26 protein-coding genes are annotated in these 26,553 nt (G+C 38.6%); 15 read left to right on the forward strand and 11 right to left on the reverse strand.

The window, feature by feature from the left end; translation table 11 throughout:
• Nucleotides 1-2 precede the first annotated feature (2 nt).
• Together carB and rpmH are read right to left on the reverse strand one after the other, a co-directional pair.
• Complete coding sequence (carB, locus tag E0W68_RS09160) at nt 3-2,855, reverse strand: carbamoyl-phosphate synthase large subunit (RefSeq protein WP_135219125.1); 2,853 nt, start codon at nt 2,853-2,855, stop codon at nt 3-5.
• A 165-nt stretch (nt 2,856-3,020) separates the two neighbouring features.
• A complete protein-coding gene (gene rpmH / locus E0W68_RS09165) occupies nt 3,021-3,182 on the reverse strand; it encodes a 50S ribosomal protein L34 (protein ID WP_135219126.1) in 162 nt (53 codons plus the stop codon).
• 170 nt (nt 3,183-3,352) lie between these two features.
• Here rpmH and E0W68_RS09170 point away from each other — a divergent pair, with 170 nt between their 5' ends.
• The 3 genes from E0W68_RS09170 (at nt 3,353) to E0W68_RS09180 (ending at nt 5,400) form a co-directional block, all read left to right on the forward strand.
• The gene (locus E0W68_RS09170; protein WP_135219127.1) at nt 3,353-3,892 is read left to right on the forward strand and encodes a DUF2892 domain-containing protein; all 540 of its coding nucleotides are present in this window, start codon (nt 3,353-3,355) and stop codon (nt 3,890-3,892) included.
• A gap of 84 nt (nt 3,893-3,976) precedes the next feature.
• A complete protein-coding gene (locus tag E0W68_RS09175; RefSeq protein WP_205435332.1) occupies nt 3,977-4,555 on the forward strand; it encodes a Crp/Fnr family transcriptional regulator in 579 nt (192 codons plus the stop codon).
• A gap of 80 nt (nt 4,556-4,635) precedes the next feature.
• A complete protein-coding gene (locus tag E0W68_RS09180) occupies nt 4,636-5,400 on the forward strand; it encodes a hypothetical protein (protein WP_135219128.1) in 765 nt (254 codons plus the stop codon).
• A 55-nt stretch (nt 5,401-5,455) separates the two neighbouring features.
• Here E0W68_RS09180 and E0W68_RS09185 read toward each other — a convergent pair whose 3' ends face one another.
• Together E0W68_RS09185 and E0W68_RS09190 are read right to left on the reverse strand one after the other, a co-directional pair.
• Nucleotides 5,456-6,355 carry a lytic transglycosylase domain-containing protein gene (locus E0W68_RS09185; RefSeq protein ID WP_135219129.1) on the reverse strand — a complete coding sequence of 300 codons (900 nt, stop codon included), beginning with the start codon at nt 6,353-6,355 and terminating at the stop codon, nt 5,456-5,458.
• 88 nt (nt 6,356-6,443) lie between these two features.
• Nucleotides 6,444-7,106, reverse strand: coding sequence for an alpha/beta hydrolase (locus tag E0W68_RS09190; protein WP_135219130.1), 663 nt, complete (start codon nt 7,104-7,106; stop codon nt 6,444-6,446).
• A gap of 122 nt (nt 7,107-7,228) precedes the next feature.
• On the opposite strand from E0W68_RS09190, the gene E0W68_RS09195 reads away from it, so the two are divergent.
• The 5 genes from E0W68_RS09195 to E0W68_RS09215 all read left to right on the forward strand — a co-directional run bounded on the left by E0W68_RS09195 (nt 7,229) and on the right by E0W68_RS09215 (nt 9,443).
• Complete coding sequence (locus E0W68_RS09195; protein ID WP_135219131.1) at nt 7,229-7,951, forward strand: pirin family protein; 723 nt, start codon at nt 7,229-7,231, stop codon at nt 7,949-7,951.
• 14 nt (nt 7,952-7,965) lie between these two features.
• Complete coding sequence (locus E0W68_RS09200; protein WP_135219132.1) at nt 7,966-8,253, forward strand: GNAT family N-acetyltransferase; 288 nt, start codon at nt 7,966-7,968, stop codon at nt 8,251-8,253.
• Between the two features lie 102 nt (nt 8,254-8,355).
• Nucleotides 8,356-8,889 (forward strand): methyltransferase domain-containing protein, encoded by a 534-nt coding sequence (locus E0W68_RS09205; RefSeq protein WP_225990352.1) that lies wholly within the window; start codon nt 8,356-8,358, stop codon nt 8,887-8,889.
• A 27-nt stretch (nt 8,890-8,916) separates the two neighbouring features.
• On the forward strand, nt 8,917-9,144 hold the full coding sequence (locus tag E0W68_RS09210; RefSeq protein WP_135219134.1) for a hypothetical protein: 228 nt from the start codon (nt 8,917-8,919) through the stop codon (nt 9,142-9,144).
• Nucleotides 9,129-9,443: a type II toxin-antitoxin system RelE/ParE family toxin gene (locus tag E0W68_RS09215; RefSeq protein WP_135219135.1), complete on the forward strand. Its 315-nt coding sequence runs from the start codon at nt 9,129-9,131 to the stop codon at nt 9,441-9,443. The genes E0W68_RS09210 and E0W68_RS09215 overlap by 16 nt, the downstream gene beginning before the upstream one ends.
• Nucleotides 9,444-9,460: 17 nt before the next feature.
• Here E0W68_RS09215 and mtaB read toward each other — a convergent pair whose 3' ends face one another.
• The gene (mtaB, locus tag E0W68_RS09220) at nt 9,461-10,798 is read right to left on the reverse strand and encodes a tRNA (N(6)-L-threonylcarbamoyladenosine(37)-C(2))-methylthiotransferase MtaB (protein ID WP_135219136.1); all 1,338 of its coding nucleotides are present in this window, start codon (nt 10,796-10,798) and stop codon (nt 9,461-9,463) included.
• 88 nt (nt 10,799-10,886) lie between these two features.
• Between mtaB and E0W68_RS09225 the strand changes: the two genes are divergently transcribed.
• Nucleotides 10,887-12,491, forward strand: a complete 1,605-nt coding sequence (locus tag E0W68_RS09225) for an ABC transporter substrate-binding protein (RefSeq protein ID WP_135219137.1) — start codon at nt 10,887-10,889, stop codon at nt 12,489-12,491.
• A gap of 2 nt (nt 12,492-12,493) precedes the next feature.
• Here E0W68_RS09225 and E0W68_RS09230 read toward each other — a convergent pair whose 3' ends face one another.
• From E0W68_RS09230 to E0W68_RS09240, 3 genes are all read right to left on the reverse strand, one after another.
• Nucleotides 12,494-13,090, reverse strand: a complete 597-nt coding sequence (locus E0W68_RS09230; protein ID WP_225990353.1) for a thermonuclease family protein — start codon at nt 13,088-13,090, stop codon at nt 12,494-12,496.
• A gap of 19 nt (nt 13,091-13,109) precedes the next feature.
• Complete coding sequence (locus tag E0W68_RS09235) at nt 13,110-14,288, reverse strand: GlmU family protein (protein WP_135219138.1); 1,179 nt, start codon at nt 14,286-14,288, stop codon at nt 13,110-13,112.
• Nucleotides 14,289-14,452: 164 nt separating this feature from the next.
• Nucleotides 14,453-14,704, reverse strand: coding sequence for a type B 50S ribosomal protein L31 (locus tag E0W68_RS09240; protein WP_129749530.1), 252 nt, complete (start codon nt 14,702-14,704; stop codon nt 14,453-14,455).
• Between the two features lie 245 nt (nt 14,705-14,949).
• Here E0W68_RS09240 and E0W68_RS09245 point away from each other — a divergent pair, with 245 nt between their 5' ends.
• The 6 genes from E0W68_RS09245 (at nt 14,950) to E0W68_RS09270 (ending at nt 21,547) form a co-directional block, all read left to right on the forward strand.
• Nucleotides 14,950-15,483: a DUF4199 domain-containing protein gene (locus E0W68_RS09245; RefSeq protein ID WP_135219139.1), complete on the forward strand. Its 534-nt coding sequence runs from the start codon at nt 14,950-14,952 to the stop codon at nt 15,481-15,483.
• On the forward strand, nt 15,484-16,434 hold the full coding sequence (locus tag E0W68_RS09250; protein WP_135219140.1) for a glycosyltransferase family 2 protein: 951 nt from the start codon (nt 15,484-15,486) through the stop codon (nt 16,432-16,434).
• 60 nt (nt 16,435-16,494) lie between these two features.
• On the forward strand, nt 16,495-18,222 hold the full coding sequence (locus tag E0W68_RS09255; protein ID WP_135219141.1) for a phospho-sugar mutase: 1,728 nt from the start codon (nt 16,495-16,497) through the stop codon (nt 18,220-18,222).
• Between the two features lie 4 nt (nt 18,223-18,226).
• Nucleotides 18,227-20,056 carry an ABC transporter ATP-binding protein gene (locus E0W68_RS09260; RefSeq protein WP_135219142.1) on the forward strand — a complete coding sequence of 610 codons (1,830 nt, stop codon included), beginning with the start codon at nt 18,227-18,229 and terminating at the stop codon, nt 20,054-20,056.
• A gap of 91 nt (nt 20,057-20,147) precedes the next feature.
• A complete protein-coding gene (locus tag E0W68_RS09265; protein ID WP_135219143.1) occupies nt 20,148-20,771 on the forward strand; it encodes an HAD family hydrolase in 624 nt (207 codons plus the stop codon).
• A gap of 77 nt (nt 20,772-20,848) precedes the next feature.
• Complete coding sequence (locus E0W68_RS09270) at nt 20,849-21,547, forward strand: hypothetical protein (protein ID WP_135219144.1); 699 nt, start codon at nt 20,849-20,851, stop codon at nt 21,545-21,547.
• A gap of 4 nt (nt 21,548-21,551) precedes the next feature.
• Here the strand turns inward: E0W68_RS09270 and E0W68_RS09275 are convergent, their stop codons facing one another.
• From E0W68_RS09275 to E0W68_RS09285, 3 genes are read right to left on the reverse strand one after another with little or no spacing between them, the layout of a single operon-like run.
• Nucleotides 21,552-22,301: a hypothetical protein gene (locus tag E0W68_RS09275; RefSeq protein WP_135219181.1), complete on the reverse strand. Its 750-nt coding sequence runs from the start codon at nt 22,299-22,301 to the stop codon at nt 21,552-21,554.
• A 46-nt stretch (nt 22,302-22,347) separates the two neighbouring features.
• On the reverse strand, nt 22,348-24,834 hold the full coding sequence (locus tag E0W68_RS09280; protein WP_225990354.1) for a TonB-dependent receptor: 2,487 nt from the start codon (nt 24,832-24,834) through the stop codon (nt 22,348-22,350).
• On the reverse strand, nt 24,818-26,533 hold the full coding sequence (locus E0W68_RS09285) for a M23 family metallopeptidase (RefSeq protein ID WP_135219146.1): 1,716 nt from the start codon (nt 26,531-26,533) through the stop codon (nt 24,818-24,820). The genes E0W68_RS09280 and E0W68_RS09285 overlap by 17 nt, the downstream gene beginning before the upstream one ends.
• Between the last annotated feature and the right edge of the window lie 20 nt (nt 26,534-26,553).

Consider the following 26,553-nt stretch of genomic DNA (forward strand, 5'->3'; position numbering starts at 1 on the left):
AACTATCGGCTCAAGTACATTTTTCTGCGTGAGTACAGCTCATAAAACTGGTCGTCTTTCAAATCTTCTATAAAAAGGATGCTTTCACCCGTACTCTTCATTTCAGGTCCCAGTTTTTTATTTACACCGGGGAATTTATTGAAAGAAAATACCGGTTGCTTGATTGCATACCCTTTCAGTTGCGGATTAAAAGTAAAATCTTTTACTTTTTTCTCGCCAAGCATAACTTTTGTAGCATAGTTTACATACGGCTCTCCATACGCCTTAGCGATAAAGGGTACAGTACGCGATGCCCTTGGGTTGGCTTCTATAATATATACCGTATCATCTTTTATGGCAAATTGTATATTGATAAGCCCTACTGTACGTAGTGCCAGTGCAATTTTCTTAGTATGATCTTTTATCTGCTGCATTACAAACTCACCAAGATTAAACGGTGGCAATGTAGCATTACTATCGCCGGAATGTACACCACAAGGCTCTATATGCTCCATAATACCGATGATGTAAACATCTTCGCCATCACATATAGCATCCGCTTCAGCCTCTATAGCGCCATCAAGGTAATGGTCTAACAGTAGCTTGTTGCCCGGTATATTTTTTAATAAGTCAATAACATGCTCTTCAAGTTCTTCCTTGTTGATAACTATTTTCATACCCTGCCCGCCCAATACATAGGAAGGACGTACCAGTAATGGAAAATCAAGCTCGTCAGAAAGCTTTACTGCTTCTTCCGCGCTCTCGGCTACCCCGAATTTAGGGAAAGGAATATGCAGTTCCCTCAATAACTCCGAAAAACGCCCTCTGTCCTCGGCAAGGTCTAAGGCATCATAACTTGTTCCTAATATCTTGATACCGTAACGGTTTAATTTCTCAGCCAGTTTAAGGGCGGTTTGTCCGCCAAGCTGGACGATAACCCCTTCAGGCTTTTCATGGCGGATAATATCATAGATATGCTCCCAGAATACAGGCTCAAAGTACAACTTATCTGCCGTATCAAAATCAGTCGATACCGTTTCCGGGTTACAGTTTATCATTATGGTTTCATATCCGCACTCCGATGCGGCAAGCACACCATGCACACAAGAGTAATCAAACTCGATACCCTGCCCTATTCGGTTAGGACCGGAACCCAGTACTATCACTTTCTTCCTGTCAGAAACTATACTCTCGTTATGTACATATCTTGTACCGTCAGGTTTTTCTATTTCTGCCTCAAATGTAGAGTAGTAGTAGGGTGTTTGCGCTTTAAATTCGGCAGCACAGGTATCTACCAGTTTATACACACGCTTTACACCCATTTCCTCACGCTTGTTGTACACCTGGCTCTCCAGGCATCCTATCATGTGGGCTATCTGCCTGTCGGCAAAACCTTTTTGTTTCGCCTCAAGCAATAGCTCCTTAGATAGCGTTTCTATAGTGTAGTTAGAAACTTCTCTTTCAAGAGCATTCAGTTCTTCATACTGCTTTAAGAACCACATATCAATTTTAGTAATCTCGTGTATGCGGCTTAACGGAATGCCCATTTGTATGGCATCATAAATAACAAATACCCTGTCCCAACTTGGGTTGGTAAGTTTTTCTATAATCTGCTCATAATTGGTATATCCTTTACCATCTGCGCCAAGCCCGTTACGTTTAATTTCTAACGATTGGGTAGCTTTGTGCAGTGCTTCCTGGAACGAACGCCCAATACCCATTACCTCGCCTACCGATTTCATTTGCAGTCCCAATGTTCTGTCAGCGCCTTCAAATTTATCAAAGTTCCAACGTGGTATTTTTACAATAACATAGTCTAGCGTTGGCTCAAATAATGCCGAGGTTGATTTGGTAATCTGGTTCATCAATTCATCCAAGTGATAGCCCAACGCCAGCTTAGAGGCTATCTTGGCAATGGGATATCCCGTAGCTTTGGATGCTAATGCTGATGAGCGTGATACTCTCGGGTTAATTTCGATGGCAACAATATCTTCTTTTTCATCAGGGCTTACCGCAAACTGCACGTTACACCCTCCGGCAAAGTTGCCTATGCTTCGCATCATTTTTATTGCCATATCCCGCATCTTCTGATAGGTAGTATCAGATAAAGTCATTGCCGGTGCTACTGTGATACTATCGCCCGTATGGATACCCATAGGATCCATGTTTTCTATAGAACAGATGATAACAACATTATCATTTTTATCGCGCAATAATTCCAATTCATACTCTTTCCAGCCTAATAAGGCTTTATCAATAAGTACCTCGTGTATGGGCGATGACTCCAAACCAAAGGTAAGCAAGTCATCAAAATCTTCTTTACGATGCACAAACGCAGCTCCTGAACCTCCCAGCGTAAACGACGGGCGTATTACTAAAGGAAATCCGAACTCCTGCGCTATTTCTTTTCCTTTCAGGAAAGAGTTAGCTGTTTTTGCAGGGGCGGCAGGTATGCCTATTCTTTCCAAGAGTTGTTTAAACTGCTCCCTGTCTTCGGTAATGTTAATGGCATTAATATCTACCCCTATAAGTCTTACATTAAAGTCTGACCAAATGCCTTTTTCCTCTGCCTCAAGACAAAGGTTTAAAGCGGTTTGCCCGCCCATAGTAGGCAGCACGGCATCAATATTAGGATGTGCCTTTAATATCTCGATAATAGATTTTGTAGTAAGGGGTTTCAGATATACATAATCTGCCATCGATGGGTCGGTCATTATCGTAGCAGGGTTAGAGTTAATTAATATTACCTCTATCCCTTCTTCTCTTATGGAGCGAGCCGCTTGCGACCCGGCATAATCAAACTCGCAGGCCTGCCCGATAACGATGGGACCTGAACCGATAATTAAAATAGATTTTATAGAATTGTCTTTCGGCATTGTTGTGTTGTAGTTGTAGTTATATATTGAAGTTGTGCAAATTTACTATTTATTTTAAAAAAATCCCCCTTTGTACCGATAGTCGTAAAGAGGGGAATTTTGCAGGGTACAAAAAAAGGCGTTACTAAAAATAAGTAACACCTTTATGTATGTTTTATATCAACATTATTTTTTATGTCTTGGCTCACTGGAAACAGTTAGTTTATGTCTTCCTTTAGCCCTTCTGCGAGCAAGCACTTTTCTACCGTTGGCAGAAGCCATTCTTTCCATAAAACCGTGCTTATTTCTTCTTTTTCTTCTCGATGGTTGAAACGTTCTCTTACTCATTGCTTTGTATCTTTAAAATCTTTATTGAATATCTTGTATGGGATATGCGGAATACCGTTATTCCAAAACCGAGTGCAAATATACAAACCTTTTTTTTACACACAAGTGGTTTTATAAAAATATTTTTAATTCATTTTCTTACCTTTGCACCTCAAAATTATACTACTACTATGTTCAATAAAAACATTAAGCTGGCACTTGCCGTGCTGGCAGTTATAATAGCTGTATGGCAATTTACAGAAAAAAATATAGGCAACGGTATTTTTCTGTTGCTTCTTTCGGGTATTTTTATATTGTTATACTATAAGAATGAGATAATCCTGATGGCTTTCTTTAAATTAAGAAAACAGGATTTTGACGGGGCTAAAAGATTGCTTGACAAAATAAAAAACCCACAGGCATCGCTGGTAAGAAAACAGGAGGGGTATTACAACTACCTTAACGGGCTTATGCTGTCGCAAACCAACCTGACCCAGGCTGAAAAATACCTGAAAAAAGCGGTAGCACTGGGGCTTAATATGAGTCAGGATATGGCGATGGCAAAACTGAACCTTGCCGGTATAGCCATTACTAAAGGACGAAAGATGGAAGCCACCAACTTGCTTAACGAGGCCAAGAAACTGGATAAACAGAATATGCTGAAAGACCAGATAACCATGATGAAACAGCAGCTGAAAAAAGGGCCGCAAATGCAACAAAGAAGATATTAAACAAGAAACGCCTTTTAGGGCGTTTTTTTATACCCGCAATTTATAGCTTCAATTTACTATATTTGAAAATAATAAAGCCTGAGTATGAACAAGTATAGCCGGATGGAAGCCGTTATAAAAGAAATGATTAACATTTCCGGTCAGGAGATTGATGACCTTACGGAGTACTGTAGCGTAAAAAAAATCAGTAAAAACGAAATTGTAAGCCCTGTAGATTACATCCCTAACGACATTTTTTTTATCAATACAGGACTATTAAGAGTTATTCTTACCGATAAAGAGGGAAATAACCATACTATTCATTTTGCTATGGAAAATCAGTTTATAGCAGATTATTCCTGTTTTATACAACAAATACCTTCGATATACACTATACAGGCTATTGAACCTACAGAGGTTGTGGTACTGCCCCGAAAGGCTGTGGAATGGGGATATAAAAATCTTACCGAAGGCGAAAAGTTAGGAAGGATTATTGCTGAATTTTATCTGATTTATAAAGATAATCGTATAATGAACTTATATTCTCGTACACCCAAAGAAAGGTATGACGCTATCGGCGAGGTGTTTCCTAACATACACAACAGGGCTCCTCAGCACATGATAGCCTCCTATCTTGGTATTACACCTGAACACCTCAGCAGGTTAAAAAAAGAAAAAGTATAGCATTTTCTAAACAAATGTTATCGTTTTTATTGTTTTCGATATTGGATATTTGCTAAAGTAAATTTATATCAATAGAGAATATGTTGTTTATAGAAGCCTTAAAACAAAGAAATTATCCGTTATTTATTTTCGGGGTTATTAACCTGTTGCTTGCCCTGCTGTTTCTTATACTAAGCAGGGTATCTGATATTCAGGTAGCAGGAACAAACGCGTGGTACAAACCCTTAAAGTTTGCACTATCCATAGCAACCTACTCCTTTACTATGGGTTGGTATGTACACTATCTTGGTAATACCATAAATATACAGCTATACAACTGGGCGGTAATTATATTGCTTGGGTTCGAAATAGTGTATATTGGTTTACAAGCCGGCAGAGGGCAGCTATCGCATTACAATATGAGCACTCCCTTTTATTCAGGTTTATATGTGGCTATGGCATTGGCTGCAAGTATTGTTACACTTTATACTGCCTATATAGGCTTGCTATTTTTCAGCCAAAGTTTTCCTGCACTCCCCAATTATTATGTATGGGCAATACGGCTGGGAATCCTGCTTTTTGTCATTTTTTCATTTGAAGGTTTTGTAATGGGTTCACGACTTTCGCATACCATAGGTGCTCCTGACGGCGGGGGCGGAATTCCTTTTTTAAACTGGAGCCGACAGTATGGCGACCCGAGAGTAGCTCATTTTATGGGTATGCACGCTTTACAGGTATTACCGTTGCTATCCTATTATATACTGAAAAACACAAAACTGACTTTTGCAGTAGCAGTGCTGTATGGCATCATGGCAGTATATGTACTGTTACAGGCACTTAACGGAAAACCTTTTATAAGCAGATAATACTATGTACTATCCATAAAATAAAAAAGCCGTCTGAATAGACGGCTTTTTTTGGTTAATATCCCGAAAGCGGTATCTCTACACTGTACTCTTTACCTGAGGTAACATTCAGTTTTCTGTCACGTAACCAAGGGTTATGTATTTTTAATATTTTATAATTTATCCCCTGCTCTTTGGCAAACACAGCCAAATCCGGTATGGAAGATGATACCGTTATGTTTTTTACAGGCAATACAGGATACATATCCCCTTCTGCAAGGTAGAAGTTGTATTTGGCTGGCTCTTTCATTATCTGCTTTAAAGCCAGTATCCTGAATACATAGCGCGAAGTCTCGTCATTTAAAAGCAAATCATAATAATCATTTACACCCTGAAATGTTAGCTGCCTGTTAACCCCCGCAAGTCCTGCATTATAAGATGCAGCCGCTAAAGTCCAGGAACCTAATTTTTCTTTTGCATTTAACAGGTACTTACAAGCGGCTTCTGTAGATTTTTCTAAATGATAACGTTCATCTATAAGATCATCTATTTCTAAGCCATATTGTTTTCCTGTTTCGGGCATAAACTGCCATACGCCTCGTGCTCCGGCAGATGAAACGGCATTTACCAGTCCGCTCTCGGCAACAGCAAGATATTTAAAATCGTCAGGCACACCGTTTTTCTTCAGTATAGGTTCTATAACCGTAAAAGCACGGTTGGCACGCTTAATAATAATCTGAGTGGTTGCATGCAGGTTAGCGTTTACAAGTAGTTCTCTGTCAAATCTTTCTTTTACATCAGCTACATTCAAAGGCGCAGATTCTCCTGCAAAATCAATCTTGGCAGGAAAGTAAAAAGCGGTTGTAACCTTTTCTTCTGCTGCTTTTTCTGTCGTTTTGGTCGAAACGGCATTTATAAGTATTCCGCTTACTACTACCACCGACGCTATAACACCCGTTTTCTTAATCCATTTCATAATATCGTTCTTTTTAATAATTCATAATTTAAAGTAATAATGAAGCCATTTACTAATGATGTAAAGTTACAAAAACAACAACTAAATATTACTTGCCTGTGATAATTTGGGGCAGGTTTTCATTAAACCATTTTGCCTTGTTAATTATCATTATGTGTGTACCTCCCTTTATGGGAATATAATTGCTTAAATATTGTGGAGGAAAAACCCCGTCGGCATCGCCATGAATATGAATTACCCGAGGATTGGGTTCAACTCTATCCCAAAGTATTATGGTTTTAAATGCCCAGTCGAGATATCTTTTATCTCTAACCGATAAGTATTTTTCATACAGCTTTAACCGTTTCGCAATAAAACTGTTGCCATTGGCAAAACGAGCCAGCCAGTCAACCCGCTCCATAAGAGCGGTAGGAAAAACCCTGTATGCTTTTACCAACTTGGCAAAACGCATCCTGCGCGGAAACTCGGTATTACATTTAACACTCGATATAATTATTACTTTTCTTGGCGTTATCATTTCGGCTATTTCCTGCACTAAAACGCCTCCGAATGAAACTCCTATCAAAACAGGATTTTCGTGCAGTATATTTTCAGCAATACGTGTGGCATAATGTGCTAAAGATTCTCCCTCTTCAGGGAGTAACCATTCCAAAAAAAACATCTCAAATTTATCTTCGGGCAGCTTTATATTTTCAAAAATAATAGGACTCGCTGCGAGTCCCGGCATAAAATAAACTGGAATTCTTTCCATATTATTAGTGTGTTTTAACGCTTTCCCGACGTCATTTGTCGATTTTTATTACGAAATTTGTATAAAATTAAAATTTTTATTCCACTTCAAGCGTTCCTATAATCTTAATTTATCAATAAATTATGAAGTCACGATTATTTCCTAAAAGTGAAAGAGGCACTGCCGATTTCGGGTGGTTACAAGCCAACTTCTCGTTTTCTTTCGGTAATTACTATAATCCTGATATAGTGCAGTTTGGCATGCTCCGCGTTTTGAATGACGATACTATTGCTGCCGGAATGGGGTTTGGTACGCATCCGCACGATAATATGGAAATTATAACCATACCGCTACAGGGCGGGCTTACACATCGTGACAGTATGGGCAATGAGGCTACCGTGAGCTTTGGCGAGGTGCAGGTAATGAGTGCCGGAACAGGCATACAACACTCTGAAATGAATGCAAGTAAAACCGAAGCTGCCAAAACGCTGCAATTATGGATATTTCCTGACGAGCAGGATGTAGCACCCAGATATGACCAAAAAGGGTTTGACCTGGAAAAAAACAAAAATACTTTTGTTAACATAGTAGCTCCGCAAGGTAAAGACGATAATAATGCTTTATGGATACACCAGCAGGCTTACCTGCATTTAGGAATATTTGATGCCGGGCAGCAAATAACCTATAATGTTATGATACCCGGCAACGGTATATACCTGTTCCTGATAGAGGGCGAACTGGAAATAGACGGACAAACGGTAAACGAACGCGATGCCTATGGCGCTATAGAACTGGAAGAACTTACCATTGAAATAAAAAAATCCTCAAAAATAGTAATGATAGAAGTCCCGATGACTCATAATTAAGAATTAAGAAAGCTATGGAAATTAAAGACAATGAATTTCAAAGACAGTTTGAAACCACAATAAATAATAACGTATTGCTATCTGTAGAATATTCCTTGCAAGAACGAAAACTATTTCTTACTCGTGTTAATATGCCCGAAGGTTTTGAAGATGATGAAGTAATTGCGGAATTTCTTAAAGAAATATTGGCTATAGCCGAAGAAAAGAGACTAAAAGTAGTACCGGTACACCCCAAAGCAGCGGCTTTTTTTAAAAAAAATCCACAGTACAAGGAGTTACTACCACCGGGAATACGGATATAAATGTATACTTATCGCTGCCCGCTTTGTAATAGCACCGGTGAATCTTATTGCATACATAATAAACGGGAGTTTTTTAAGTGCAGTAATTGCTCGTCTGTTTTTTTGCATCCAAAACATTACCTTACCTCTACCAAAGAAAAAGCACATTATAATACCCACAACAACGACCCTTTTGATATTCGCTATCAAAATTTTGTAAGTCCTGTTGTAAATGCTATACTCAACAGCTTTACAAAAAAAGATAAAGGACTTGATTTTGGTTCGGGTACAGGCTCCCCTATTGTAAAAATGCTTAAGGATAATGAGTATAACATTTCGCAATATGACTTGTTTTTTCATACTGATAAAACGGTGCTGCAACAACAATATAACTATATATCCTGTACCGAAGTTGCCGAGCATTTTAAAGAACCTTATAAAGAATTTGAATTGCTGCGAAATCTGTTATTACCAAAAGGAAAGTTACTATTAATGACTGTTTTATTTGACGAAAAAAGTGACTTTTCAACATGGTATTATAAGGACGACCCTACCCACGTATTTTTTTACCACGCAAAAACTTTTGAATGGATAAAGAGTGAATTCGGATTTAAGAGCTTTACTATAGATAAAAGAATGATAGTTTTGGAATTGTAATTTTTATAACTTTATAAAAAATTTGTTATGGATAGTACTGCCTTAAAAAATAATATAATAGCGCGCATTAAAAATGCAAGCGACGATTTGTTGCTTGATATTGCAAGGCTTATTAAAGCTGACGATGATGCAAAAATTATTTTTAGCGAAGAGGAAGCAGCTACGATACAGGCATCAATAAAGTCATACGAGGAAGGAAACTATCTTACTGATAAAGTTGCGGAACAAGATATTCAGAAATGGCTAAAAGATTAATTTGGACTCTTGAGGCTCAGCAAAACAGGATAGCAATTTTTGAATACTGGAATAACCGGAATAAATCTAAAAACTATAGTCGGAAATTAAACGGCATTTTCAGAATACAAATTGATTTGTTACTAAAACATCCCCAGATAGGGATTGCCACAAATATTCCCAATGTACGTTGCAGAACCGTAAAAGATTACAAAATTGTTTATTTAACGGAATCCAACAAAATAGTACTTTTAGCGATATGGGACACAAGACAGAATCCTGAATTATTGACTGAAAAAATTAAGTCCGTCAACAAATAAGTTCCTTTCTTTAATTTTTATCCTACAAAAACAGGCTCGTTTACAAATTCCAGACGTACAATACCATCGTCATCTATTCTGGTAAGTTTTATTTCGTGCAGTGTGTTTACCAATTCAGGATTCCAAGGCGTTTTTACCTTTACATAATTCTCAGTAAAACCGTGAATATAACCTTCCTTATTCTCTCCTTCAAACAATACCGTGCGCGTAGTGCCCAACTGGCTTTCATAAAAAGCCCTGCGTTTTTTAACCGAAAGTCCACGAAGCATTTTGCTGCGCTTGCTGCGCACATTCATAGGTACTACACCATCCATTTCGGCAGCGGGAGTATTATCCCTTTCGCTATAAGTAAATACATGCAGGTAGGAGATATCCAAACTATTCAGGTAGTTGTACGTTTCTAAAAAATGCTCATCGGTTTCACCGGGGAAGCCAACAATAACATCTACCCCGATGCAGGCGTGTGGCATTACTTCGCGTATTCTTGCCACGCGCTCGGTATATACTTCACGCATATAACGGCGACGCATCAGTTTAAGAATATCATTACTACCGGATTGTAACGGGATATGAAAATGCGGCACAAACGTTCTGCTTTTAGCCACAAAATCAATAGTTTCGTTTTTCAACAGGTTAGGCTCTATAGATGATATTCGTAAACGCTCTATCCCTTCTACCTCATCCAATGCCTTTACTAATTCATAAAAAGTATGTTCGTGCTTTTTATTGCCAAACTCCCCTTTACCATAGTCGCCTATGTTTACGCCTGTAAGCACAATTTCTTTTATATTTTGAGCCGAAATTTCAGCAGCATTTTTAAGTACATTTTCCAGTGTATCGCTACGGGAAATACCCCTTGCCAAAGGAATAGTACAGTAGGTACATTTATAATCGCACCCATCCTGCACTTTCAAAAAAGCACGGGTACGGTCGCCAATAGAATAACTGCCTACATAAAAATCAGCTTCTGATATTTCGCAGGAATGTACCTCGCCCATATCATTTTTAGACAGGTCGTTTATATAATCGGTAAGTTTAAATTTTTCGGTAGCACCCAAAACAAGGTCAACACCGCCAACGGTAGCAAGCTCTTCGGGTTTAAGCTGTGCATAGCAGCCTACCGCAGCTACAAAAGCCTTATCATTCTTCTTCAACGCTTTTTTTACTATCTGCTTAAACTGCTTGTCGGCATTCTCGGTAACCGAACAGGTGTTTATAACATAAATATCCGCAGCATCTTCAAAATCAACACGGTCGAAACCTTCATCCTGAAAATTACGGGCAATAGTAGATGTTTCTGAAAAATTCAGTTTACATCCTAGTGTATAAAAAGCGACTTTTTTCTTGTTTTCCATTCTCTAAGTTTACTGTAAAGCAGTAACTTTATTTATATTTACCTCTCTTAAAAAAGAGGTTGCAAATTTACACACAAAAATCGATTTGATGAAATCAATAAGATACTATATATCAATTTGTTGCTTTATATTTCTGTTTACTTCCTGCTCAAAATCAGAAAAACAAAATCGCGACCACCTTGTTTTCCGATATAACGAAAATGCAGCCGTAAACTCGTTAGATCCTGCTTTTTCACGCATTCGTCCGTCTATATGGGTTTGTAATCAGCTATTTAACGGACTGGTTCAGCTTGATGATGAGCTGAATATACAACCTGATATTGCAAAAAACTGGAAAATATCACCTGATGGCAAAACCTACACTTTCACCCTTCGTGATGATGTATATTTTCATAAAAATGCTGTTTTTGGAGCAGACAGCACCCGAACCGTAGTTGCTGCCGATTTTGAATATAGCCTCAACCGCTTGCTGGATGAAGATATTGCCGCTCCCGGCAGGTGGATACTGCAAAATGTGGAAAGTTTTAACGCAGTAAACGACAGTACTTTTCAAATACAGCTCAACAAAACATTTCCTGCTTTTTTAGGGTTGCTCACTATGAAATATGCTTCGGTAGTGCCCCATGAAGCCTTTGAAGCCAAAGGTTATGATTTCCGTGCTAACCCTATCGGTACAGGACCGTTTCAGTTTAAAATATGGGAAGAAAACATAAAACTGGTATTGCGAAAAAATCCGTTGTACTACGAAAAAGATGAGAACGGCTTACAACTCCCCTATCTTGAAGCCGTAGCCATTACTTTTTTACCTGATAAACAAAGTGGTTTTTTACAGTTTGTGCAAGGCAGGCAGGATTTTGTTTCGGGTTTAGACCCATCCTATAAAGATGAAATACTGACACCCACAGGCGAACTGCAACCCAAATATAAAAATAAGGTAAACATGATAACCGGGGCTTATCTGAATACGGAATATATGGGCTTTAGGCTGGATGGTGCTGATGATGCCGTTAAAGACAAACGCATACGCCGAGCTATGAACTATGGGTTTAACCGCAGTAAAATGATTATGTATTTGCGTAACGGTATGGGCACTCCTGCCATACACGGCATGATACCCACAGGGTTGGGCGGCTACGGCGCAAAAGGGTATGATTATAACCCTGCAAAAGCGCGTGAACTGGTAGCGGAGTACAAAAAAGCTACAGGAGATAACAACCCGAAAATACAAATGAGCACCAGCGCATCATATCTGGATATAGCGGAATACCTGCAACGGGAATGGCAAAAAATAGGACTGAATGTAGAAGTGGATGTAAACCCACCTTCTACGCTTACACAATCCATATCCAATGGTAAGGTTTCATTTTTTAAAGCCAGTTGGATAGCTGATTATCCTGATGCGGAGAACTATCTTTCGTTATTTTACAGTAAAAACTTTTCTCCGGGCGGTCCTAATTACACCCATTTTAAAAATGAAGAATTTGACAAGCTCTACGAAAAAGCCTTTACCGTTATAAATGATAAGGAAAGATACCTATTGTATAGACAAATGGATGCTATACTTATGGAGGAAGCTCCCGTTATTCCTCTGTTTTATGACAAAGCAGCGCGTTTTACGGGTAAAAACATAGAAGGGCTGGGTATTAATCCATTAAACTTACTAACCCTAAAGCGCGTAAAGAAACAAAAGTAGTACTATCTTCTCCTGTTTCTTTTACGCCAATTCCAGGGAGCAGTAGGTTTTTTATCTGCCCACAAACCTACTTTATTTGCTCTTGCCTCTTGTTCCATTTGGGCAAGCTCCTCACTATCAGAATAGTCTTTATAGTGCCACGCCAGCCCGGCTTTTACCAGAGCTTCATTTACATTAATACCGTTTTGGGTTATTATAGTCCCCACTACCCTGCCATAACGGTCGCGTTTTCCGCCTGATTCTACTGTTACGGTTTGCCCAAAACAAAGGTCAGAAGCATATTTTTTAGCCACATTACCAAAGGCTTGTTTGCTTTCGGGGCAGTCTATTTCGGCAAGGCGAATGCGCTCGGCAAGTCCGTCATACAATACTTCAAAAGTATCGCCGTCTTTTATACTCACTACTTTGCCTGTAAAGGTTTTTAGGCTGCGATACGGTTTCTTGGCTTTTTCATAGGATTCTTTTACAAAACCGTCGCGGGGCTTATCGCCTTTGTCAATATTCCTGACAACTGAATATACAGAAACTATAAGCAGCATAATGAGTGCCCACGCAGAGTATTTTCCGGTACTTTTATTTCTGTTTTGCTTTTTTGCCATGTTGTATAATAACTATTTACTAATCATCTTTACGCCATTTTTTTGTTTCCTCAAAAATATGCTCCATTATAGCAGCATCTTCTTCGGTAAACTCTACATGACGACGTGACATTACTATTTTTGCCGTTTCAAAGGCTTTCTTAGTTATATAGGTTGTAAAGCCTGATGCTCCGCCCCAAGAAAAACTCGGTACAAAATTGCGTGGGAAACCGCTGCCAAATATATTAGCGCTCACACCCACTACAGTACCGGTATTAAACATGGTGTTTATACCGCACTTGCTGTGGTCGCCCATCATCAATCCGCAAAACTGTAACCCTGTTTTAACGAAGCCTTCTTTTTCATAGCTCCACAGTTTTACCTCTTCGTAATTATTTTTAAGGTTAGAGTTGTTAGTATCTGCGCCAAGGTTACACCACTCGCCCAATACCGAATTTCCTAAAAAGCCGTCGTGCCCTTTGTTGGAATAACCAAACAGTACTGAGTTACTTACTTCTCCACCAACGCGGGAGTGTGGCCCTACGGTAGTAGCACCATATATTTTTGCGCCCATTTTTACCTGCGCGCCTTCGCATAATGCAAATGGACCACGAATAACGGAGCCTTCCATAATATCGGTATCCCTACCTATATATATTGGTCCTGTGGATGCATTTAGCGTAACAAACTGTAGTACTGCACCATCTTCTATAAAAATATTTTCGGGGGCAATAACATTTACCGTAGCGGGTATGGGTTGCGAGGTGCGCCCTTCGGTAATCAGTTCAAAATCTTCGCGTATGGCAGCATCATTATTTTTAAAAATATCCCAGGGATTTTCTACCCTTATACAATCTTCGGTATATTCTATAATTTCATACGTATCAAAATCTACTTCTTCCTGTGTATCTTTGGTATAAAAAGCAATAACCTCTTCACCATAAAAAATAGCCTGATTTTCTTCAAGCCCCTGTACCATTTCCGCCATATCCTCTGTTGGCAGGAATGATGCATTTATCATGATATTTTCTTCCATTTCTACCATAGGGTACTTATCCATAAGGTATTCTTCGGTAAGGGTTGTGGTGGTATAGCTCAGGTGCTTTTCCCATTTTTCGCGAATAGTAAGTATTCCTATCCTTATGTCTGCCACAGGGCGGGTATAGGTAAACGGCAATAGCGCGTTGCGTACGGTTCCGTCAAAAAGTATATAGTTCATGGTTTGCTGTGTTTATGTTCCAAAAATAGATAATAAAGTTGTAAAGTTATAACCTAAAAATCATGCAGGCAGTATTAAGTTAAAATTTTAATGATAGCTTAAAAAAAGGCATAAAAAAACCTTCCGTTTCGGGAAGGTTTTCTGTATATTTTGAAATCCAAAAATTATTTTTTGAATTTAGCATATTTGTTTTTGAACTTGTCGATACGTCCTGCGGTATCGATAAGTTTAGATTTACCTGTATAGAATGGGTGTGATGTTCTGGAAATCTCCATTTTCACTACCGGATATTCAACTCCGTCCACTTCAATCGTTTCTTTTGTGTCTGCTGTAGATTTAGTAATAAAAACATCCTCGTTAGACATGTCTTTGAATGCAACTAATCTGTAATTTTCTGGGTGAATACCTTTTTTCATCTTTACGTAAATTTTATTTTGTTATGGCTGTAATCTCATTTTGCGGCTTTCCTTATAATAGGGAAAGGTATAAACGTTTTTACAACTTTTTGTTTTTAAACATTTTAAATTCGAGAGTGCAAAAGTACAATTATTTTTTTAATATCAAATAGCTACTATTATTTTTTTCGCTGTAACAACACTGTTATTTTCACGACTCATTCTATTGTAATTAGTATATTTGTATTTTAAAACCAATCAATATCATGACTGACATAGTAAAAAAGAACGGATTAAATTTCGGTATTATAATTGGCGTATTTTCCATATTAGTAACAACAATGATTTACATTGTTGATGTAAAAATGTTTGCCAGTTATTGGATAGGCATATTATCATTTTTTATAAGCCTTATTATAGCTATTATTGCTGTAGTTAAATCTAAAAAAGCACTTGGTGGTTATATATCCTTTAAAGAAGCTTTTACAGTTTATTTCATAGTAATGGTTGTTGGATCGGCAATCGGAAGTATATTTATGTATATTCTTTTTAATTTAATAGACCCTGCTTCAAAAGATATTATCATGGAAGCTGTAATTGAAAAAACGGTTGCCATGATGCAAAGTTTGGGTTCTCCAACCGGGGATATAAAAACCACTGTCGAACAGATAGAAACAACGGATAACTTTAGTATAGCTTCGCAGATAAAATCATTTATTTGGGGACTCGTATTCTATATAATAATAGGTCTTATCGTGGCTGCCGCAATGAAAAAAAGCAAGCCTGAGTTCGAAAACTAGATGAATTTATCCATAGTAATCCCACTCCTTAACGAAGAGGAATCTCTTAACGAATTGCACCAATGGATTGTTTCCGTAATGGTGAGTAACAACTTTAGCTACGAAATTATTTTTATAGACGACGGCAGTACTGACAGTTCCTGGCAAAAAATACAGGCACTTTCGGCTACTGACGCTAATGTAAAAGGCATACGCTTTTTGCATAACTATGGTAAATCGCAGGCGTTGCATGCCGGTTTTGCAAAGGCGCAGGGAGATGTTATTATTACTATGGATGCCGACCTCCAGGACAGCCCCAACGAAATACCCGAACTGTATAACATGATTACAGGCAAGGGTTTCGACTTAGTATCGGGCTGGAAAAAAAAGCGATATGACTCCATACTGTCTAAAAATTTACCCTCTAAGCTTTTTAACTGGGCAGCACGTAAAACATCGGGGGTAAAGCTGCATGACTTTAACTGCGGGTTGAAAGCCTATAAAAACACCGTAGTAAAAAACATCGAGGTATCGGGCGAAATGCACCGTTATATACCGGTGCTTGCCAAAAATGCAGGATTTGCCAAAATAGGCGAAAAAGTAGTAGTACACCAAGCAAGAAAATATGGCAGTACCAAGTTTGGTATGGAACGGTTTATAAACGGTTTTCTCGACCTTATTACAATTTGGTTTATATCACGTTTTGGCAAACGTCCCATGCACCTTTTTGGTGCGCTGGGCGTACTCATGTTTATTATAGGATTCCTATCGGCAGCTTACATCGGTTTTATAAAGCTGTACAAACTGTACAATCATGAGCCCACTATATTGGTAACTGATAATCCTTGGTTTTACATCGCGCTTACTACTATGATAATAGGAACACAGCTTTTCCTCGCAGGGTTTTTAGGAGAAATTATTTTGCGTACTAAAAACAATGAGGAACGCTACAAAATAAGCGAAACACTGTAATAAAAATAATTTGTATCTTCAATTCATAAAAACCAACCATTAAACTTACATTATAATTCTATGGATATTGAAAAATCGATACTGGAAAAAGTAAATATATGGCTAACGCCTGATTTTGATACCGATACACAAAATGCGATACAGGAAATGATGACCTCATCGCTCAAAGATCTTGAAGAAAGTTTTTATAAAAACCTTGAATTTGGTACAGGTGGCATACGCGGCATTATGGGTCCGGGTACTAACCGTATTAATAAATATACATTGGGTAAAGCCACACAAGGTTTATCTGATTACTTAAAAAAATCATTTGCTAACCAGCAAATTAAAGTAGCTATCGCCTATGACTGCCGTCATAACAGCGATACACTTGCTAAAGTGGTTGCCGATGTACTCTCAGCTAATGGCATTAAAGTATTCCTTTTCTCTGATATGCGCCCCACGCCCGAACTATCATTTGCCGTTAAACAATTAGACTGCCAAGCAGGTATAGTACTTACAGCATCACATAACCCGCCCGAATATAACGGTTATAAGGTGTACTGGCAGGATGGCGGGCAACTTGTACCACCACAGGATGAAGAAATTATAGATACTATTGAGGCGTTAGAGTATAATCAGATTAAATTTGAAGCTAACGAAAGCCTTATAGAGTATATAGACACTGCTATTGATAAAGCATTCATACAATCTTCCCTAAAAAATGCTACTTTCAATACACCGCAGGAAGCTAAAGACAATTTAACCATTGTATTTACAGCACTCCACGGGACATCTATAAAATTGGTGCCTGACTTACTGGAAGCTGCCGGTTATAAAAAGGTACACCTTGTAGCAGAACAGGCTGTACCCAACGGTAATTTCCCAACAGTAAAATCGCCCAATCCCGAAGAGCCCGAAGCATTAGCTATGGCGGTAGCTTTAGCCGATTTGACAGACGCGGATATAGTGATAGGCACTGACCCCGACAGCGACAGGCTGGGTGTAGCCGTGCGCAATGATAAAGGTGTTATGACATTGCTTAACGGTAATCAAACCATGGTGCTGATGACACAGTTTTTATTGGAGCAATGGAAGAAGCATGACAAAATAACAGACAGTCAGTTTATTGGCTCAACTATTGTATCTACCCCAATGATGATGGAGCTTGCCACAGCCTATAATGTAGAGTGTAAAGTGGGGCTTACAGGCTTTAAGTGGATTGCCAAAATGATAAAAGACTTCCCCGAATTGGAGTTTATAGGCGGTGGAGAAGAAAGTTTCGGTTATATGGTGGGCGATGCCGTACGCGATAAAGATGCCGTTACCTCTACCCTGCTGGTTTGCGAAATGGCTGCACAGGCTAAAGCCAAAGGCAGCTCTGTATATCAGGAATTATTACGCCTTTATACCGAGTTTGGGTTTTATAAAGAGTCGCTCATATCACTTACCAAAAAAGGTATTGAAGGCGCAGAGGAGATAAAACAAATGATGATAAACCTGCGCGAAAACCCAATGAGCGAAATAAACGGTCAGCGTGTGGTAATGGTGGAGGACTATCAGTCATCAACAGCCCGAAACCTGTTGACGGGTGAAACGGAAGAATTATATCTGCCAAAATCGAATGTGCTTATTTACTACCTGGAAGACGGCAGTAAAATATGCGCCCGACCAAGCGGTACCGAACCAAAAATTAAATTTTACTTTAGTGTAAACGATACACTGGAGCATGTTGACGATTTTAAGGATGCAGAAGCCGCACTTACCCAAAAAATTGAAAACATTATAAAAGCAATGAACCTTATTTAAGTTAATGAACTATTTTAAAAAGATTTTTCGCTTTGCGAAACCTTATAGAAAATATGCTGCACTGAACATTTTCTTTAATATTTTTTATGCTCTGTTCAGTGCACTTTCTTTTGTATCACTCATACCCATGCTTGATGTTCTTTTCGGAGAGGATAAAGACAAAGTTATAAGCAAACCAGTTTATACAGGAATATTAGAAATTGGAGAGTATGGAAAAACATACATGGGGTATTATATACAAAATGCAACCATAGAGCACGGTCAACAATATACACTCACTATAGTAATAGGACTCATCATATCGATGTTCCTGTTGAAAAACATGTGTAATTATTGGGCTATGTACTTCATTACTTTTTTAAGAAATGGTGTGCTGAAAGATATAAGAAATGCCATGTATAAAAAGATTGTAGAGCTGCCATTGGCTTACTTTTCAGAAAAAAGAAAAGGAGACACTATGGCGCGTATATCGTCTGATGTATTAGAGATACAACACTCTTTCCTATCTATTTTGGAACTCATTGTGCGTGAGCCATTAACTATTATTTTTACTATAATTGTGATGTTAACTATAAGCACGAAGCTCACGATATTTGTTTTCATTTTTATACCCGTTTCAGGGTATGCTATCTCTCTGGTAGGAAAATCATTAAAAAAACGATCAGACCGTGCACAAAGAGAACAGGGATATTTCCTTTCTATTATTGAAGAAACCTTAGGAGGACTCAAAGTAATAAAAGGCTTTAATTCTGAACCTTATTTCAATAAAAAATTCCAGCATTCTACTAATAAGTTTTATCATTTTTCCAACAAAGTCCTTAACAGACAAAACCTGGCATCACCAACCAGTGAATTTTTAGGCATTGTAGTTATTACTGTATTACTGTGGTATGGAGGACATATGGTATTAGTAGAAAAAAGCTTAGATCCTTCCGACTTTATCGTTTATATGGGACTTGCTTATAATATTCTTACTCCTGCAAAAGCTATTTCAAAAGCATCATATGGGGTTAAAAAAGGTAATGCCGCTGCCGAACGTGTTATGGAAGTACTCGAACAGGATAACCCAATTAAAGACAAACCCAATGCTATTGAAAAGAATTACTTTGAGCAGAATATATCTATAGAAAATATTAATTTCCGATATGGGGAAGAAAATGTTTTAAAAGATTTTTCGCTTACTGTACCCAAAGGGCAAACCGTTGCTTTGGTAGGGCAATCGGGCAGCGGAAAGAGTACCATTGCCAACCTGCTTACCCGTTTTTATGACGTGCAGGAAGGCAGTATAAAAATAGATGGTATTGACATTAGGGATTATAAGCTGAAATCGGTACGCGGTATGATGGGGCTGGTTACTCAGGACAGTATATTATTTAATGATTCTATCAGGAATAATGTTGCCTTAGGTAAAGAAAATGCAAGCGATGAAGAAATAATTGAAGCCTTGAAAATAGCCAATGCCTATGAGTTTGTAAAAGATCTGCCTGAGGGCATAGAAACCAACATAGGCGACAGCGGAAACAAACTGAGCGGTGGGCAAAAACAACGCCTTAGTATAGCCAGAGCAGTATTGAAAAACCCACCGATAATGATACTGGACGAAGCCACCTCGGCACTGGATACCGAAAGCGAAAGACTGGTACAACAAGCATTGGAAAACATGATGCAAAACCGTACATCGGTAGTTATAGCACACAGACTCTCTACGATACAAAAAGCCGATAAAATTATAGTGATGCAAAAAGGTAAGATTGTAGAACAAGGTACGCATGATGAACTTCTTGCCCTTGATGGCATATACAGAAAACTGGTAATGATGCAAAGTTTCGAATAACTATTGTTAATAATATGATAAGGAATAGCTGCACGTTTGCAGCTATTTTTTATGCAGTATATTTAGCTTTGCCAAAATAAAAACTGATACTATGCCCGGAAAAGCAATTATTTACGACCTCGATAATACCATATATCCCGTTAGCGCCATAGGCGACAAACTGTTTGGTTCGTTGTTTACTCTTATCCTCGAAAGCGGTCAGCATAATGAAGATTACGAAGCGATACGCAAAGCCATTATGCGCACCCCCTTCAGGCTGGTAGCGCAACGTTTTAACTTTAGTGACGAGCTTACCCAAAAAGGTATCGACTTACAGGAAGAGCTGGAATATAATGAAACCATAGCCCCTTTTGATGATTATTTTGAAATTCATAATATTGTTGCCGACCGCTTTTTAGTCACTACAGGCTTCCGCAAAATGCAACTGAGCAAAATAAAACATTTGGGCATTGAAAACGATTTTAAAGAAGTGCATGTAGTAAATCCGGTAATTACCAGTAAAAAAGAAGTTTTTGCCAATATATTGCAGCGTCATAATTATGCCCCAGAAGAGGTACTGGTAGTAGGTGACGACCCAGAATCGGAAATTGCTGCAGCAAAAGCATTGGGAATACCCACCGTATTGTATGACCGAAACAAAGAACAAAACTCTGATATGGCTGACTATACCATAAACCATTTTAAAGAACTTGCCCTTATTTATAATACCAAGTAAACTAATAACAATATTTTAATGGTTAGTATGGCGTAACATTTGTACATTTAACATATTAAATAAGCCAACTGATTGTTATGTATGTTCCTCAGAAAAATATAACCTTACCCGAACCCGATACTGTGGTATGGAAGTATTTAGACCTTTCTAAATTTTTGGATTTACTGCTTTGTAAAAAGCTGTTTATGGCACGTGCCGATAAATTTGAAGACCAGTATGAAGGCACATTCAGCGAGCCTACGTATGGCGAAATGAAAAAGATTGCCCAAAACAATCCTGAATTTCTATCCCGTTACAAAACACACAGAGAGAAAGTAGTAATAAGCAGTTGGCACATTAACGAGCATGAATCGTATGCCATGTGGCAAATTTTTACGCAAAACAGCGAAGGGCTTGCCATACAATCTACAATAGGACGGCTACAACAGGCTTTAGCTTCTGAAACCAAGTATGAACAGCATATTGGTGCTGTAAACTATATTGATTACAAAAAAGAGTTCATTCCGTTTGATGACATCTTCTTCCCATTCCTGTTTAAAAGAAAAAGTTTTCAATATGAAGGCGAGGTACGCATCATATCTGACTATACCAAATATGGCAAAACTATAAACGACGGAGTAAAAATTGATGTGGATATTAACCGCCTTATTGAGAAAGTATATATACACCCAAAGTCAGAAAACTGGTATAAAAACCTCGTTTTTCAGCTTATGGAACAGTTGGGATTCAATTTTACAATTGAAAAATCAGACCTGGAGAGTGATATCTTGATTTAGAATATTATAAATCGCTTAGCGTATCTTTCACAACAGTTGCAACAGGCTCATAATCGGTTACTTTCCAATCCGGCGAGAGCAGGCTTACATAATAATAGTGCACTTTATCATTTTTATCAAAAGCACCATTTTTATTAATATCCTCAATAGTACGGAAGTATAACCTGTTTTGTACCTCTACAACATTCCAGTCTATAAGCTCTTGCATATCATGCGATAATTTGCGGAAATTCCTCCCGCTTATCTCGCTTATATACAGTGATTTTATATCGTTAATATCTATCCTCCCGTCATGGTTGGTATCAGAATCTACCAGTGTATATACAAGTACGTGTTTTTTGGTAAGCGCATTAAGATAAGTAGCGGTTTGTATTTGTATTTTTTTATCTGTGAGTGAATATAACGCTGTAGAATCGATATGCTGAAATTTTAAGTTCTCAAAATATCCCGTAATTTCAAAACGGTTATAATTCGATATAGCATAACTGATATTGTTAGTCCTGCTGGTTCCGTAAATTTTGCTTCTGTCATCATAAATGCGGATGTCGCCAATAGGGTATATCAGGTACTTAGTGCCCTCCATATGTACAGGCAAATCGGCAATTTTTATTTGAGTAGAGTCAACTTTTGGAGTTTCTTTCTTTGCCTCCTCAGTATCTTCATAAATTACCTTTGGCTTTGGTTTTTCCTCTTCGCCACAACCTAAAGCAAGGAGTGCAAAAAATGTTAGTACTAAGAGTGCGTTTTTTTTCATTTTCATATCAGATATATTACCAAAAATACTGAAAATGTTTGAATAATTATATTCTCGCGTTAAGCTTTATACTGAAAACACGACTGGTTAAATAATTAGGGATGCCATATTGGGCTTTTGTATATACATCGCGCACCCATGTATTGGTTATAGCATTTTGATTATCAAACAAATTAAAAATTTCTAACCCTACAGAAAGCTCTTCAAATAGAGCAAGCCAATGCCCTTTGTCATACACCTTCGTCCCATCGGTAAATACATAAGCAAACCCCGCATCGGCACGGCGGTAGTCATTAAGCCTTGATTGATATACATAAGGGTCGGCATAGGATGGCGAACCTCCGGGCAGCCCCGTATTATATACAAGATTCAAGTACATTTTAAGATTGGGTATAGTAGGCACATAATCCTGAAATAATATTCCAAATTTAAGCCTCTGGTCTGTTGGGCGGGCTATATAACCCTTATCTCTATAGTTTTCTTCCGTCTTCAAATAACCAAATGTTACCCATGACTCCGTGCCCGGTACAAACTCCCCATTCATACGCACATCAAGTCCGTATGCATAGGCAACAGCATCATTATTGGCACGGTAGCGAAGACGAACATTCTCCAATGTATAAGTGTTTACATCATCAAGTTTTTTATAATATGCCTCGGTAACCAGTTTAAATGGTCTGTCAGACAGTTTAAAACTATAATCGTTACCCAACACAATGTGTATCGATTGCTGTGCTTTAACATTAGGTCGAACAACGCCAAGCGAGTCTCTCAACTCCCTGTAAAACGGTGGCTGGTGGTACAACCCTCCTGCTATACGGAACAACATATCGCGTTTCCAGTTAGGCTTTATGGTAAACTGCCCGCGTGGGCTAACGGTTACCTGGCTCTTGCCGTTATCGCCATATACACTAACCTGCCATTGGTGCGCCCTTACTCCGGCATTCATCCATATATCGCTGGTACCCAACTTTGCTCTTCTGCTCCATTGTACATATCCTGATACTCTGTTGATTTCGGCAAAATTAGTAGCTCTTACATTTTGGTAGGGTGTTAAGGGTCCGGTATAAGGAGCATAAGGCTGGTCGTTTATCGGTCGGTCTATAACAGGTGCAGGCAATGCAAAACCTGCCGAATCTATAACCTCCCACTCTACCAAACGGTCGCGTATATCTTCGCGGGTATATTTAACACCCCATTCTACAAGGTTCTTTTTAATATCATGAAAACCTTTTACTTCGGCATTTACTATAAGTGCATCCAGGTTATTACGCCCATGGTTAAGCTGTGAGCCTGCTCCGCGTGCCGATTGTATATCGCCAAAGGTTTCAGAACCGATATTTGTATCAACCTCACCCAGTGCATATTGTGCCAGTATATCAAAATGTTCCTGCTCCTGTGTGTGGTATATAGAGCCTATAACTTTAAAAGTAAAGTTTTCCGAAACTTCATAGGTCGATTTAAAAGCCCCGAAATAGGTTTCATATTCATCTTTTTCCTGCCCTTCATAAAATATCTGCAAGGCAATAGGCTCATCAATAGTACCAAAATTGGTTTGGCGGGTTAAGGGCTGGTAGTGATATTTGTTTTGCGATATGTTACCCAAAAAACTAATTTCCCACTTATCAGACGGGGTAAAGCTTACCATAGTTTGCACATCGGCAAAAGTGGGTTTAAAATTGGTTTCTGTTTCCTGACTGTTTACCAACAGGCTGTTATCACGATAACGAGCACCTATTATGCCACTCCATTTTTTATTTTTAGATAACGATTCGAGTGTAAGGCTACCACCCAAAAAACTGGCTTCAAGCTCTGCGCCAAAATCTTTAGGTCTGCGGTAGGTAATATCCAGTACCGATGATAGTTTATCGCCATAGCGTGCCTGAAAACCACCTGACGAAAAATCTACGTTTTCCACCATTGCCGTATTGGTAAAGCTCAATCCTTCCTGTTGCCCCGAACGGATGAGAAACGGACGGTATATCTCAATATCTTCTACATACACTAAGTTCTCGTCATAGTTACCGCCACGCACGGCATACTGGGTACTCAACTCATTATTACTGTTACCGCCCAGTAGTTTTATAATATTTTCTACCCCTGCGTTAGCACCGGGTATTTTCCTTATCGTTTCGGGCGATATATTGGTTATTCCCTCTACCCGCTTCCTGCCTGTTTTGGCGTCAATTACAAGATTGTTGAGTGTTTCAGATCCTGTAAGCATAAACGAGTTGAATTCAACAGAGTCGTTATAACTCATCAGCACTCCCTCTATAGAAGAAAGTTTGAAACTGATGTGCGAAAAATAAACATCTACAGGAGTATCTACAGGGATGGATATACTATAAAATCCGGTACGATCGGTAGTGGTGGCTACCCGCCCCGAAGGAGTGTCATAATACACGCTTACACCCTCTATCGGTACATTATGTTCGTCCAGAATTATACCATATATAACAGGGCTTTTTTGTGCAAAAAGTATGCTGCTGAATAAAATGAAGGTGAGCGTCAGTAACTTATTTATTGTTTTCAAGGGCAGTATTTTGTGTTCTGAAAAAATGCGTTTCAAAGGTAGTAGAATTTCCAACATTATCGGTAACTGTAACTTTTAAATCGTTGCGACCCTCATCTGCAATTCCGTCACTGAAATTGTGAAAGATGATACGGGTTTTATAGTCATAATGCATCAATATCCATTTGCCGTTTAACCAAGCATCAAATGTAGCAATTCCCGACAGATCGTCACTTATCTTGAGGCTAAAAGTTTGGTGTTGGCTAAGCCATTTGCCTTCGGCAAAGCTGGGGCTGTATATTTTCGGCGGGGTTGTATCCTGGTCAAGTTTATAATCGCCTAACGATCTTACTTTTGCCGTTAATCTTCCGTTTTCTGTGGTACTAAAGTTATAATTACGGCTTTTGCCGATAAATCCTTCTATAAATGTTTTTTGTAACACTTCGGGCGACAGGTGGCTTACATCAAAAGAAACAGTTATATAATCATGCACGGGTACTTCGGGGTGATGCAAATGCAATATTGAATCTTTAACATCAAAATCCATATAAAAATCTTCATAAAACGCATGGGCGGGTATATATACCGAAACGCCATCTTTTGTATAATTATTATCGCTTGCTGCTTTTACAAAATAAGGAGTTACATTTTTAGGTTCTGCAACCGTTGCGGGCGCATCGGAGTATTCGATACTACCATTTATTGTGGTTTTGTTACCATGAAAATCAGAAATTTCTATCCTGTACTTTTGTGCTGTATTGGGTAAAATTTCAAATTGCCCGTTGGATGTATTGCCTGCAATTACCGAAAGCGGATAGGGCATTGTTATAAAAAGTTTCTGAAAGCGGTTGCCGGTAGTATAATAGCAACCATAATCGATAAAATTATTAGAATATCGTGCCTCATGAAAGGCAAAAGTATCGAAGGTATAGTTAAAATTGAGGCTGTCGTTGTAAAAAGTTTTTACTTTATAAATACCATTATTACCGGTGCTTCCTGTAGATTTATCTGACGTATTTAGGGAGAAGCCTATTTTTCCTTTTGCCAAAATTTTATCGGCTGTATAGGTACCATCCTTTTGTAACCTGAGTTTTACTAAATGTGGCTTTTTAGAGCCATCTGCAACAGCATCATCACTCAGTGCATATACCATAAGTCCTTTTACGGCAGGGGCTTTAGTATCATTCATTAACTTTTTAAGCCCAAAATGAAGCGGGTTGATAATGGCTTCGGTTTTAGTATCCCTGTATTCAAAATGCAAATGAGGCCCGCCCGAACCTCCCGAATTACCTGAAAGTGCCACAACTTCGCCTTGCGTTACAGGTATCTCATCGGGTTTAAAAAACATTTCTATCTCAAAACTTTGTTTTTTATACTGCTCTGCCCTTACTATACTGTCAATTTTAGGAGCATAGGCTTCAAGATGCCCGTACAGGGTAGTATAACCGTTGGGGTGGTCTATGTATAATGCTGTACCATAACCGTAAGATGATACTTTAATGCGCGATACATATCCATCGGCGGCGGCATATACAGGAAAGCCTGTTTTCTGTTCTGTTCTGTAATCCAGTCCTGTATGAAAATGATTTCTTCTCACCTCGCCAAATGTACCGGACGGATGCAGGGGCAAATCGAGTGGAGAACGAAAATAGTTTTCCGGGTAAGGTTGCTGAGCAAAAGACAAAACGGTAAACAGCAGAAAAATTATTCGAAATCTCATAAGGCTAAAATATAAAAAAG

The organism is Flavobacterium salilacus subsp. salilacus (assembly GCF_004634195.1).
GTDB lineage: Bacteria > Bacteroidota > Bacteroidia > Flavobacteriales > Flavobacteriaceae > Flavobacterium > Flavobacterium salilacus.